This is a genomic window from Sphingobium sp. SCG-1, assembly GCF_002953135.1.
GTDB lineage: Bacteria > Pseudomonadota > Alphaproteobacteria > Sphingomonadales > Sphingomonadaceae > Sphingobium.
The window spans coordinates 4,006,814-4,019,758 of sequence record NZ_CP026372.1; the positions used below are offsets into that span (position 1 = coordinate 4,006,814).

The 12,945-nt window shown below is 58.3% G+C and carries 9 protein-coding genes; 1 reads left to right on the top strand and 8 read right to left on the bottom strand.

Annotated elements, in window-relative coordinates; genetic code table 11:
• Positions 1-85: 85 nt before the first annotated feature.
• The 5 genes from C1T17_RS18490 to C1T17_RS18510 form a co-directional block, all read right to left on the bottom strand.
• A complete protein-coding gene (locus C1T17_RS18490) occupies positions 86-2,956 on the bottom strand; it encodes a TonB-dependent receptor (protein ID WP_223262694.1) in 2,871 nt (956 codons plus the stop codon).
• 876 nt (positions 2,957-3,832) lie between these two features.
• A complete protein-coding gene (locus C1T17_RS18495) occupies positions 3,833-4,399 on the bottom strand; it encodes an autotransporter outer membrane beta-barrel domain-containing protein (RefSeq protein ID WP_104954695.1) in 567 nt (188 codons plus the stop codon).
• A gap of 42 nt (positions 4,400-4,441) precedes the next feature.
• Entirely contained in the window at positions 4,442-6,049 is a 1,608-nt protein-coding gene (locus C1T17_RS18500; RefSeq protein ID WP_104955351.1) for an amidase, read from the bottom strand.
• Positions 6,050-6,128: 79 nt separating this feature from the next.
• Positions 6,129-7,184 carry a dipeptidase gene (locus tag C1T17_RS18505; RefSeq protein ID WP_189338423.1) on the bottom strand — a complete coding sequence of 352 codons (1,056 nt, stop codon included), beginning with the start codon at positions 7,182-7,184 and terminating at the stop codon, positions 6,129-6,131.
• A gap of 82 nt (positions 7,185-7,266) precedes the next feature.
• Entirely contained in the window at positions 7,267-8,244 is a 978-nt protein-coding gene (locus tag C1T17_RS18510) for an ornithine cyclodeaminase family protein (RefSeq protein WP_223262695.1), read from the bottom strand.
• Between the two features lie 278 nt (positions 8,245-8,522).
• Here C1T17_RS18510 and C1T17_RS18515 point away from each other — a divergent pair, with 278 nt between their 5' ends.
• Positions 8,523-9,821 carry an MFS transporter gene (locus C1T17_RS18515; RefSeq protein ID WP_104954697.1) on the top strand — a complete coding sequence of 433 codons (1,299 nt, stop codon included), beginning with the start codon at positions 8,523-8,525 and terminating at the stop codon, positions 9,819-9,821.
• Between the two features lie 6 nt (positions 9,822-9,827).
• On the opposite strand, the gene hutC is transcribed toward C1T17_RS18515, so the two are convergent.
• The 3 genes from hutC to hutU form a co-directional block, all read right to left on the bottom strand.
• On the bottom strand, positions 9,828-10,556 hold the full coding sequence (gene hutC / locus C1T17_RS18520; protein WP_104954698.1) for a histidine utilization repressor: 729 nt from the start codon (positions 10,554-10,556) through the stop codon (positions 9,828-9,830).
• Positions 10,557-10,712: 156 nt separating this feature from the next.
• Positions 10,713-11,261 (bottom strand): HutD family protein, encoded by a 549-nt coding sequence (locus C1T17_RS18525; RefSeq protein ID WP_104954699.1) that lies wholly within the window; start codon positions 11,259-11,261, stop codon positions 10,713-10,715.
• A gap of 2 nt (positions 11,262-11,263) precedes the next feature.
• Positions 11,264-12,928, bottom strand: a complete 1,665-nt coding sequence (gene hutU / locus C1T17_RS18530) for a urocanate hydratase (protein WP_104954700.1) — start codon at positions 12,926-12,928, stop codon at positions 11,264-11,266.
• Positions 12,929-12,945 lie beyond the last annotated feature (17 nt).

The window sequence follows — 12,945 nt, forward strand, 5'->3', positions numbered from 1 at the left end:
GCTTGCCGAACGCAAAATGGGAAAACGCGGACGCGTTGGGACAGCCCCCGTACATCCGAGCGCGCGCATATCCGAACGTACGCCCCTAAAATCTCGCGCGGAGGCCAATCGTGTACACGGAATCGTCGTCTCTATAGTCAAGATTCACATAATCGAGATTGTAGTAACTCTTGTATTTGCTGCGCAGAATATTGCTGCCGCCGACATCAACACGAAGGTTTTCGGTCATTTCATAGCCAATGCTGAAGTCCAGACGTCCGGCTGGACGCACATAGGCCAGTGTTGTCGGGTTGTAGGATCTATCAGCCACCCGGCTCGGTTCAATTGCCCGGATTGTGGCGAGGGCGGTCGCGTCCGAATCATAATAGGTTGAGCGATAGGTGTACACTAACCTGCCCGACAACCCCTTGCGGTCGTAAAGGAGACCCGCGTTGAAGTTGTACTTCGATACTTGAAGGAGCGGATATCCCGCGAGCACATCGTTTCCGCCTACTTCGGAATCTATGTACGTGAAATTGCCGAAGGCGCCGAAGCCCGCCAGCGCGCCTGGAAGAAAGTCGAAGAACGTTTGGCCGCTGATCTCAACGCCCTTTAGCTTCGCCGCACCAACGTTGCGTGGACGGCTGATGTTGTAGGTCTGACCACTGATCACCTCTGGCCCGGCCTGCGAAATGACTCGATCCTTGATGTCACGATAGAAAGCAGCAACCGACAAGAAGCTGGGACCGAAATAATATTCCAATGTGGCATCGTAGCTATCGGATATTTGTGGGCGCAGGTCGGGATTGCCTGCGGATCCACCATTGATGACGTTTGGATTAGTCGACAGGGTATAGGTCAGGCCCGGGTTGAGCAGATTGAATTCCGGCCGGCGGATAGCCTTGGCGTAAGTAAGACGTGCCTGAAGCCCACTTCCAAACTGGAGCCTCGCACTGGCGTTTGGAAGTATATCCGTGTCTTCGGTCGTAGCCGAAACAGGTACGGCGACACCGCTCACCAACCCAGCGCCGGCAATGCTGCGTTCCGTCCGCGTCGGGCGAACGCCGACGAGGCCGTCGAGTTTGACCGGCCCTCCGAACTCTATTTCATAACCGAGTTGCACATAAGACGCATAGGTTCGTTCGCTTGCTTGGAAGCGTCGGTCAGGCGTGTACCCTGGCTGGCCGAGCGGCAGGCCGAAGAGCGCACGTAGGGCGTTGCGTCCTGCTTCCGAGCGAAGGTAGTCGGGATCGGGCGTATATCCTGGTGCACCGTTATTGGCGCGCGCAACGCCGGGCTTGAGCGTCATGAAGCCAGATGGCAGATTGCCAGCGACAGGCGTTGCAAAATCTCCGCCCGGCGCAGCCCTGGTGACCAGAACTGATTCGAACAGCGCTGAGCGGTCAGCAAAACGAAGGCCAACCTGCAGCTTATTGAGGAAGCCTAAAGCGCCGTCAAACTCATAGGTGCCGTCCAGGCGCGCCTGCCACAGTTCACCAGTGGATTTGTCGAACTGCTGGTTCAGGCCGTTGCGAAAAGAGAAGCCGGCTGGTTCGCCAGCGGGATTGTTCGGAGAAACCACCACACCTCCGCCGTTTACATTGCCGATAAAATTAACCGTAATTGGCTTGCCCACATCAATGATGAAAGCCTCAAGGTTGCTCGTGGACTTCTGATACGCCGCGTCGAAAACGACGGTAGCCGGTCCGCTTTGATATTTAAATCCGAGCGCGCCTAAGTAATTGTCGACGCTCTGCCTGCGGGATTGGGTGCTGGCATTTAGGCGAACATTGCCGAACGTGGCGGAGGTGAGGTTGCATAGCTGCTGGACGGTGAACTGGCCCGTGGGATTGATGACCGGATCATAAAGCCCGGCAGCAATCTGCGCATTGTTTGGGCTGGCATTACCGTTGCGGACTACGCGTGCAGTCAGGCACTGGCCGGGGTCTGTCACGACGTTTGTGATGGTGGGGGCGGGAAAGGGCCCACTGGCGGCGAAGAACGGCGCCGCCTGGAACGTCGTCTGGAAGTCCGAGCGATACCCTGCGAACAGGCCGCTCGCGTTGATCTCGAGCTCCGGCGTTGCCTGCCACTGAATCGCGGCGTTGGCTTGGGGCCTGGAATAGTTGCCGTAATCATTAACCGCGCCGAAGTTCAGCGGTCCCATCACGCCTGGTTGGTTGAAAGGCGCGATAGCATAGCTGCGCCGTTCGCCCACGAAGCTGATCGGGCGATTATAGTCGAAATAGGCATAGCTGACATTGAGTAGTGCGCCGATTTCACCGATGCCGGTTTCCCAGCGATCGGTCACAAGCACCGTGATCTGCGGATTGAACTTCTCGACATTGGACGAATAATTGCCTCGCACGTTGGCAACAATCGTGGGCTTCTTGAAATTAAACGGCTTGTTCAACTGTAAATCGGTGATCCCGGCGATCCCGCCCTCGATTAGATCTGCAGTGCTGGTTTTCACGACGTCGACGCGGGCCAGAGCCGTGGCGGGTAAATCCTGGAGAGCAAAGCCCCGGCCAGTGGTAGAGAATATTTCGCGGCCATCAAGGGTGCTAAGGATATCGTTCAGCCCTCGAATCCTAATGCCGATTATCTCATTGTTCGAGCCCACTTGAGCTTGGACGCCAGGAACGCGCTGCAATGCTGCAGCAGTAGTGGCGTCAGGAAACTTTCCGATATCTTCAGCCACAATGCTGTCGACGACCTGGGACGCAGTGCGCTTAATCTCGGCCGCACGCGCAAGGGTTTGGCGCATGCCCGTAACAACGATGTCAGATTCTGCAGTTTGCTGCCCATCCTTGTCCGGGCCACCAGGGGGGGTGGCAGGCTGCGCGCCGACGTTAAGCGGGGTTGTTTGAGCATGAGCTGTCGTTACTGCCATCACGGCGAGCACTGATACAGAAATGGCCGCAAGGTCTCTGAAGTGCATTTGACTCTCCCCTTTTCCAAAATTTGGATTTCTCATATTTTTCGAGATACTGGAGGCCGATCATTCATCATGTCAAACTGTTTGATATGATAATTAACCAACGTTGCTTTGAAGTCACAGTTTGCGGTGGGTGGCGTTGTGCAGAGCGGGCAATGCAATTTTGAGATGCGGACGCCTCTATTCAAAAGACATGAGCGCGGCCTAGGCGGTACCCGACATGTGACATCACGCAAATAGGTCAGTACTCATGAGTGTGGGGCCAGAGGCGCATTGATGCGAGTTGGGCCATAACAAGGAAATTGTTTCCCCACTTGTCGTAGCGGGTCGCCACGCAGCGGAAGTGCTTACGCCTGGAGAACAAGCGCTCACAGGTCCGCGCGCGATGGAGCCGTTAGCTGAAGCACGGCTTTTCATTTTAATGTTGGATATGGCTCGGATGTTGGAAGTAGCGCCCTGTCTTCGACCAGAGTGCGACGCGGCCAGCATCATATGCCTTGGTGCGTAAGCACATCATGCACGGACAAAGATGATTGAGCAGTTCGTCGGCAACCTGACCATCATGCGCCTAGAGTCAAGCTGAGCCGGATCGGGAGTCCTCGCGCGTCGACGACAGCATGGATGTTGGTCGAGCCGCCGCGTGATCAACCGGAAATTCTTCAGCGGGCGTCAACGGAACACCCGAACTGTTGTGTTTCTGATCCTGCTCCTTCCAATGGTCACATGACAATCGGCAAAATGAAGACTCAAACACTCTCACCTTAATTGACTCACGACCTAATCAGCAATTTTCGCAGACAAACGTAGGTGTCGATCTCGACGACATGGATAAAAGACGACGATGTAACAAGCTCGCATTCGCCCTTGATATTACGCGACTTGTTGGAGCCTTCTCAACTTCTGCCTCGGTTCTACTCAGAAGCGCATCTGGAATCCCACGTTAGCCCCCTCCCCACTACTGTCAGCGCCAAACTCGCTGTTTAGCCCAAAAAACAGCTTCATGCCCGGCGATACTATGGCCGTCGCGCCCGCACTGACGGTAGCTAATGTTCTGTCGCGTTCAGCGCCGGGGACATTCAGACGCGTCGTAGCCCCAGCCAACGCTGCACTGGCATAGCCTGCTTCGCCCGCCAATTGGTGACGTAACCCTGCGGACAGCCGAGGACGAATGACGGCATCATTTTTGCCCTGCAAGGTGAAGGCACCGCTGATGAAGCTTGCCTTGGTGCGGCGTGCATCAACCACAAGCGATAGCGGACCGCCTCCGGTTTCCCTTGCAGCGCCCCGCCGCGAAGAGATGTGGGTAAAGCCGACCTCGGGCCGCAGGTTCCAGCCACTGCCCAACGCAAAGGCATGGCCGACCGATACGTCAGCGGTCCAACTGCGAAGACGATAATGCGCGTTCGTCTTCGCGCTATTCAGCAACATGCGCTTCGTATCGGCCGAGCTTGTATCATGAGTGAGCGAAGCTGCAACCTCCAAACCTTGGACAGATGCGTGGCTGCTTGTTCCTCAGAGCTGCGTTCAGGGTCGATACGGTCTCAGCAAGTCGGCGACCGGAACGGTGCTGAGATAGTGCGGCGGTTCGCGCATGGGCCCAGTCGCCTCGAAGGCGAAGCCATAGCGCAGCAGGTCCCCGTCGGAGAACAAAGGACCAATGAAGGACAGGCCGACCGGGAGGCCGCGGGCAAGTCCCATAGGCACGCTCAAATGCGGATAGCCGGCAATGGCAGGCATGTTGGAGGTGCCATAACTGCCGAAGCCATTGGCCCCGCCTACCGGATCGATGATGCCAGGAGGCGGGAAACTGGGAGCGACCAAGGCAGCAACGCGATAGCCCCTTAACATGGCGTCCAAACCTGCATCCCGGGCGAGCGCAAGTATCTTCGCGCGCAAGGCGAAATAGGCAGGGCTCTCCAGGCTATCGAGCTTCTCGGCGGACTCGAAAACACCTTGGCCGAATAATCCCAGTTCACGCTCTGCATGGGCCTTGTTGAAGGCGATGAGATCGGAAAGCGTGCGGGTGCGCACCGGTGCTGGAGTAGTGGCAAGATAGGCGTTTATACCCGTCTTGAACTCATATTCGAACAGCTTGAGTTCAGCCTCGCGCATGCCCTCGGCCTTAGGCATCTCGACCTCAACGAGATCGGCGCCCGCGGCTTGCAGCCGTTTGAGTGCGACATCGAAGCGCTCTGCCACCATTCTCGTCATATTCCCTGGGCGTATCACGCCGATCCGGACGCCCCGCAGCGCGTCGACGGACAAGGCGGCGGCATAATCGCGGCGGTATTGGTCGGCGTCTTTGGTGACGGGATCCTCGGGGTCGCTGCCGATGATCGCCGAAAAGAGCAGCGCCACGTCACGAACGCTACGACCCATCGGGCCGAGCGTGTCCTGCGTTCGCGTGATCGGGATGACATGGGTCCGGCTGACAAGACCGATCGTAGGCTTGAGGCCGACGATTCCGTTCATCGAGGCTGGGCAGGTGACCGAACCGTCCGTCTCTGTACCGATGCCGACTGCAGCAAGGCTTGCGGCCAGCGATGCGCCTGCACCGCCTGATGAACCGCAGGCACTGCGATTGAGCACATATGGGTTCTTGGTAAGGCCCCCAAGACCGCTCCAACTGGATATGAAATTATAGTCCCGCTCGTTTGCCCACTCGCTAAGGTTAGTCTTGCCCAGGATCACGGCGCCTGCGGCACGTAGTCGGGCAATGGCTGGCGCGTCGCGACCAGTGATATTGTCCCTTAGCGCTAAGCTGCCCGCTGTCGTTGGCAGTTTATCCTTCGTTTCGATATTGTCCTTCACAAGGATCGGAAGCCCGTGCAGCGGCCCTCGTATCTTGCCAGCCCTACGTTCCGCATCAAGTGTTCTTGCTTGCGTCAGTGCATCCGGATTGATTGACAGCACCGAATGCAATTCGGGACCCGCACGATCAATGCGCGCTATCCGATCGAGGTAAGCACGAACGATCGCTTCACTCGTCACCTCCCCGGCACCGAGGCGGTCGAGCAGACGGGCAGCGGAAACCTCCTCTACAAGGGCATCTGCGTCTTCTTTCGCCATGGCGGGCGACGAAGCCGCAAACCCCAGGGCAACCAGCAAGGGAACGACGCGACAAAACCTCATGAATTCCTTCGCATTCAGTATTGCCATCGTGCCGATCTCCCTCATGGTCGTCCGGTCAAATTTTTCATCCGGATGAGCGTCAAGCGAACACGTCGCGATAAATGCGGTGCAGATTCCCGCCTAGGATCTTCTCGACTCGTGAAAGCTTGTGACCGCGCTTGATTAGATCGTCCCCAAACAGTCGCAGTCGATCCGGTACGTTATATTCGGGGACATAGTTAAAGATGTCGGGACCCTCGTTGGGCGCCGCGATGCCGGCGCGCACCCGCGGTTCGCAGACCTCGACACGCCAGTATTCGCGGAAGGCCTTATCCAGAACCAGCGAGTCGATATCGCCATCGGTGCCGATGGTGACATGGTCTTCTCCGGCAATGTCGATCGCGTGCTCGATATGCGCGATTACGTCGTCCCGAACTGACTGCCCTGAAGCGCGAAGGTAGGTCATGAAATAAATCCCGAAGATGCCTCCCTTTTCAGCGAGCGCCCTTATCTCGGCATCGTCAACATTGCGGGGATGAGGGGTCACTGCATTGCAGCCCGCATGGGTGATCGCACACGGGCGCTTGGACGCGGCAATTGCCTCGGTCGTGGTACGACGGCCGGCGTGACTGAGATCCAGAAGGCAATGTTGCGCCTCGATCGCTTCAATGACCTCCCGACCAAAATCGGAAATTCCGGCGTTCCTACCCTCCACACAACCATCGCCCGCAAGTGCGGCCCTGTTGTACGTCAGTTGAAACACACGCACGCCAAGCCTCGCCAGTTCTGCGACTCGCTCCACTTTACCGTCGAGTTCGTGCGTTCCTTGAGTGTCGTAGATGACACCCAACCGACGGCTCTGTTTCGCCTCATCGATATCGGCGCCCGTCTCGATCTTCATCAGGGCGTCGGGACGGGAGGCAATCGCTTCGTCTATTCGGGACATGAACGCAGCGGTGACTTCGAACGCGCTGGACCCGCCCACGGTCGTGCTGATCGCAGTCAGTCCAGACGCACGCACATCCTCCAGATATGTGTCGGTCAAAACGCCGCCTTTGCCGACATATCTGCCACGCTGGCGTAGGAAACCCTTACCATCAATGACGATCATCTTCCGATAGGCGTCTTTGCTCAGACCTTCGATGTGCCGTTCCATCCTCATGGTCGACTGCAAAACCATATCTCTTTCTCCACCCTGAAATGCGGTGCGGCGAGCGACCCCGTCCTTGATCGACGTATCAGAACACGACGTCGGACCCTCCTCCTACTTCCTGGACGCGGTCATAGACATACCGGGCCGAGGCGACGTCCTGAACGATATGTCCTAGCGACTTGTAAGCCGTGATCTCGCGGCTCGACCAACGGCCCTTCATCGAACCGTTCAGAACGTCACCGATCTCGCCAAGGATATGGTTCTCGTCGACCAGACCTTCGGCATGCGCGCGCAGATATTCGCCACCCTGTTGCAGAACGCCCTCGCGATGATCGGCGAAGATACGGGCGCGGACGACCAGTGTGCTGTCTACCTCTGCTGAGCCGCCGTCGCTGGATCCTACGAGATTGATATGCGTGCCCTCGTTGAGCCACTCACCCATCAACAATGGATCAACGGCGGCGGTGGTCGTGCAAACGATGTGGGCGTCGCGGACCGCTTCCTGAACGCTCTTCGCCGCTTCGACCGGAAGGTTCAGGCTCCCCGAGAGTTCGCTCGCCGCGCGGCGCGCCGCATCGTGCGACCGGGCCCAGACCCTGACCGATCGCAGCGTACGAACATGCGAGATGGCCTCCACATGCGCCAACCCTTGTTCCCCGCAACCCAATACGGCTAGGGATGAAGCGTCGACGTTCGCTAATGCGTCAGTCGCCACCGCCGATGCGGCCGCCGTGCGGATACGGGTAATCTCTCCGGCGTGCAGCGTGCAGACTGGCTCGCCCGTCGCTGCATCGAACAGGATCACCACTCCCTGATGCGATTGACGGCCCAGCTTTGCATTTTCGGGGAAAACACTGATAACCTTTGCACCAAACCCGATCTCCGGCGCCATGACCCCCGCCATTACGCTCAAGACGTTACGACCCCGGATAGGCGTGATACGGCGCAGCATCTGGTTGGTCTTGCCGGCAGACAGATCGCTCATCGCGCTTCGTACAACCCTGATGCAGTCCTTGTACCTTAACAGACGGCGTACTTCGTCCCGGCCGACTACCTTCAGCATGACTTCCGTTGTTCCTCCATTTGCAAGGGCTCTTCGGGAGCGACATGCATCAAAACAGCTAAATTACCCAACCATTATTGAAGGGCTTACTTTGCACCGTCTACTCTAAATGTCTATACATAAATGCACGAGAGGAAATCTGCCGATACGAAGAAGGTATCCCTACCGGTTCTCCTTAGGTCCGATCCGAGACCGCCTTGACCACGGCATTAATGTATATACAATATCGGCAGGGGCTTCATGGGGACCTCGGAATCGTCGATACACAGGGAGCAACGATGGCTGAGGCAGAAGTGGCGCAAAGGGCGATGCGGAAAACGTCTTGGAGGATACTGCCGCTTCTCGGACTCGGATACCTCATCGCCTATATGGACCGGGTGAACATCAGTTTCGCCGCGTTGCAGATGAACGCCGATCTTGGCTTCAGTGCTACGGTTTATGGGCTGGGCGGCGGTTTGTTCTTCCTGAGCTATGCCCTTTTCGAAATTCCATCAAACATATTCCTGACTCGGTTCGGCGCGCGCCGATGGATCGCACGCATCATGATCACTTGGGGGTTAGTGGCCACGGGCATGATGTTCGTGCAAACCCCACTTCAATTCTACATCATGCGCTTTCTGCTGGGCATGGCGGAGGCGGGGTTCCTTCCCGGTGTGTTGTTCTATTTGTCGAGCTGGTTTCCGAACCGATATCGCGGACGTGCGATCAGTCGTTTCTATGTCGCAGCCCCCGTGGCGGGTATGCTGATGGGCGTGTTCTCGGGCGGCTTGCTTTCGCTTGATGGCGCGCAAGGACTGCACGGTTGGCAGTGGCTGTTTCTGGTGCAAGGCCTGCCAGCGGTGTTGATCGCGTTTTTAGTCCTGCGTCTTCTGCCCGACTCGCCTGGTGTGGCCACTTGGCTCAGTGACGAAGAGCGATCCTGGATCGAGCGGGAGCTGGCACGCGAAGCGGAGGAAATCGGAGAACCGGCGCGGCACAACATCTTCGCCGCACTGGCCAACCCGACGGTATTGAGGCTCGGCTTCTTCGGGATGCTCACCGTCGGCGCCAGTATCGCCCTCACATTGTCCGCGCCGCAGCTTCTGCACGATGAGACCCAATTTGATCCTGTTTTGATCGGCTGGATCGTCAGTGCCGCCAATACTCTTGGCGCTATCGCTATGCTCGTGTGCGGTGCCTGGTCGGATCGGCGTGGCGAGCGCTGGTCCATCATGCTCGGAAGCACGGCGATCCTCGTGTTGGCGTTCCTCGCTCTGTCCTTATCGATCGGTCAGATGCCCTTGCTAGTTGTTGCGACTTATATGGCATGCAAGGTCTTTCTTTCTTTCGTGTCCAGTTCTTCCGTGATGCTCTGGTCGGATATCCTCCACCCGCGGGTACGCGCGGTCAGTGTCGCAGCGATGAACACAATGTCGCAGGTCGGCGGCTTCGCTATGCCATTCGCATGGGGCGTCGCCAAAGACGCGACCGGCGATTTCCGCGTCGGCTTGATCGGGTTGGCTGTCGTGACGCTTGTTGCTTGGCTGATCGCCTATCAGGCCAGATCCCGAAGTCGCGCACTTGAAGCATCACGTTAGTGATGCTCAGCGCACCGTCCGCGTGCGGAAATCATCATGACCGAACCTGGCAAAAAGATCGTATCGCGATCCATCGAAGATTTGCTGCACGCGTGTGACCGGGTCCGTGCCGCGCCACGTGCGCCGCTCGATCATGAGACAAGCCATTCCGGCCGGACTTTGCAGGCGTTCAGCGGTTTCCATATCCGCCTCCAGAGCCGCTATGCGTGTCTCGGCCTCTGTCCAGGGCACGTTTAGCAGGAGCCAACTGCCCGGCGGGTTCTGATCGAAGGTCGCGTTTGCACTTTCAGGTACCGTCGCGAGACTGATTATCCGTCGCTCAAGGGCCAGCGGCTTGCCATTTGAGAAATGGACGCCATGCACTTCCAGCAGCCTGCCTGCGTTTGCCAGTTCCTGCTCTCCCGGGTCTGATTTTTGAGGTTGGCGGACGCGCCTAGACACGAGCTCCCAGCGATAAGCATGGCCGCGCGCCACAACCTCCTGGGCAAGGTCGGGAACATCGAGAACCATCGAATGGACGCGCGGCTTGGCGACGACCGTTCCATGTCGCTTGCGGCGTTCCACCAAGCCAGCCGTTGCAAGTGCCGAGACCGCCTTGTTCACGGTCATACGGGCGCATCCATAGATGCGCGTCAGTTCGTGCTCGATAGGAATATGATCGCCCGGGACTAACTCGCCGGAAAGAATCTTGGCTTCGATATCAGCGCGGATCTGCTCATGAAGAGGGACGGGCAATCACCAAACCTTTCAAACGCACAACGGAGATTTGATGGATCGCGTCTGCCTTGGCTGGCGTGTCCGTCCCGATGGGCGATCGATGATCGCTCATCTGTCTGCGGCAATCAACTGTCCGGCATGAATGAAAAGGCTAAAGATTGTGCAACCCGGTGATTATTCCTCCCACAAGTCCACTCGCAGGAGTGAGAGATCGACGCTAAAGTTGTTACCTTGTCGCAGATGGGCGACATCATGAGGCGCAAGATCGACGCTTCGGGCCCCGATGGTCAACTGCGTCGGTTCACGCGCCACAAGCAGAACGTCCGCCGCCAAGTTATGAGCAACGCCTGAATGCCACCGGACGTCCGCCCTCCACCTGCGGTGCAGCATCAAATTGAACACGTAGACAGGTTGTAGTAGCGGCCAGCCCCACGCGGGATCATCACCGGCAAAGACGATCGGCGGTTCACCACTTCCCACAAGCCGCTCAGGCAAAGGTGGTGTGGCGAGAAGCAATTGCCCATCAAGAACACTCAACATGCGCACGATGCCGAGAAAGGCAGAGAAAGAGCCGGGCTTCGAGATTTCGGCGATGCTCGCCCGCCATTTGAAGTCCTCGAGAGATGCGCCCGGCGGGAACACGGCCACTTGCCTGGTTAGGCCTCGCCCGTTCCTCCAAGGCGCGACGGGCTGATCGACAGCCCGCAGGATTCGCAGGTCCATGACTATAGGATGGCAGGAAGATCGAGCCCTTTGTTGCGCGCGCAGTCGAGCGCGACCTCGTACCCTGCATCGGCATGGCGCATAACGCCGGTGGCGGGATCGTTCCAAAGCACGCGTTCGAGGCGCTTTGCGGCTTCCGGCGTGCCGTCGGCGACGATCACCATGCCCGAATGCTGCGAGTAGCCCATGCCGACACCGCCGCCATGATGCATTGAGACCCATGTCGCGCCAGATGCAGTGTTGAGAAGCGCATTCAGCAGGGGCCAGTCGGACACCGCGTCGGATCCGTCTCGCATCGCTTCGGTCTCTCGGTTGGGGCTGGCAACCGAACCGCTGTCGAGGTGATCGCGGCCGATAACGACCGGCGCCTTGAGTTCGCCGCTCGCCACCATATCGTTGAAGGCGACGCCGAGACGATGGCGATCGCCCAGGCCAACCCAGCAGATGCGCGCAGGCAATCCCTGAAACCTGATCTTTTCCCGCGCCATATCGAGCCAGCGATGGAGATGGGCATCGTCAGGCAACAGCTCCTTCACCTTCGCGTCGGTTTTATAGATGTCCTCGGGATCGCCGGAGAGAGCCGCCCAGCGGAACGGGCCGATGCCGCGGCAAAAGAGCGGGCGGATATAGGCGGGTACGAAACCAGGGAAGTCGAAGGCGTTTGTCACTCCCTCGTCCTTGGCGACCTGACGAATGTTGTTGCCGTAATCGACGGTAGTCACGCCGGCTGCCTGGAAATCCAGCATTGCGCGGACATGGGCGGCCATCGAAGTTTTCGCGGCCGCAGCCACCTCAGCGGGATTGTGCTCACGCCGCTCGAGCCATTCGGCAACCGTCCAACCCGCCGGCAAATAGCCGTTGACGGGATCATGTGCAGATGTCTGGTCCGTCAGAAGATCGGGGCGGACGCCACGTGCGTAAAGCTCCGGCAGGACTTCGGCCGCGTTGCCGAGCAGCCCGACGGAAACGGCCTTTTTTACCGCACAACTTTCCTTGATGATCGCTATGGCTTCGTCGATCGTCTCTGCGAAGCGATCGAGATAACCAGTGCGCAGACGCATCTCTATCCGGCTCGGTTGGCATTCGATCGCCAGGCAGGAAGCTCCCGCCATGACCGCAGCAAGCGGTTGGGCACCGCCCATACCGCCGAGGCCCGCAGTCAACAGCCAGCGGCCCGAAAGATCGCCACCGTAATGTTGCCGACCCATTTCGACAAAGGTTTCATAGGTGCCCTGTACGATGCCCTGGCTGCCGATGTAGATCCAGGAGCCGGCGGTCATCTGACCGTACATCGCAAGCCCCTTGCGATCGAGCTCGTTGAAATGTTCCCAGTCGGCCCATTTAGGCACGAGGTTAGAGTTGGCAATAAGCACGCGGGGGGCGTCGCTGTGCGTTCGAAACACTCCGACCGGCTTTCCTGATTGAACGAGCAAGGTCTGATCGTCTTCCAGTCGACGCAGCGTCTCTACAATCAGATCGTAGCTCTTCCAATCGCGCGCCGCCCGGCCGATGCCGCCATAGACGACCAACTCTTCCGGGCGCTCGGCCACATCAGGGTGGAGATTGTTCATCAGCATGCGCAATGGGGCTTCGGTGAGCCAGCTTCGCGCCGTGCGTTCGGCACCCGTCGCAGGCCTGATCACACGGCTATTGTCAATGCGCGTCATGGAAAGCTCGTCCTTGT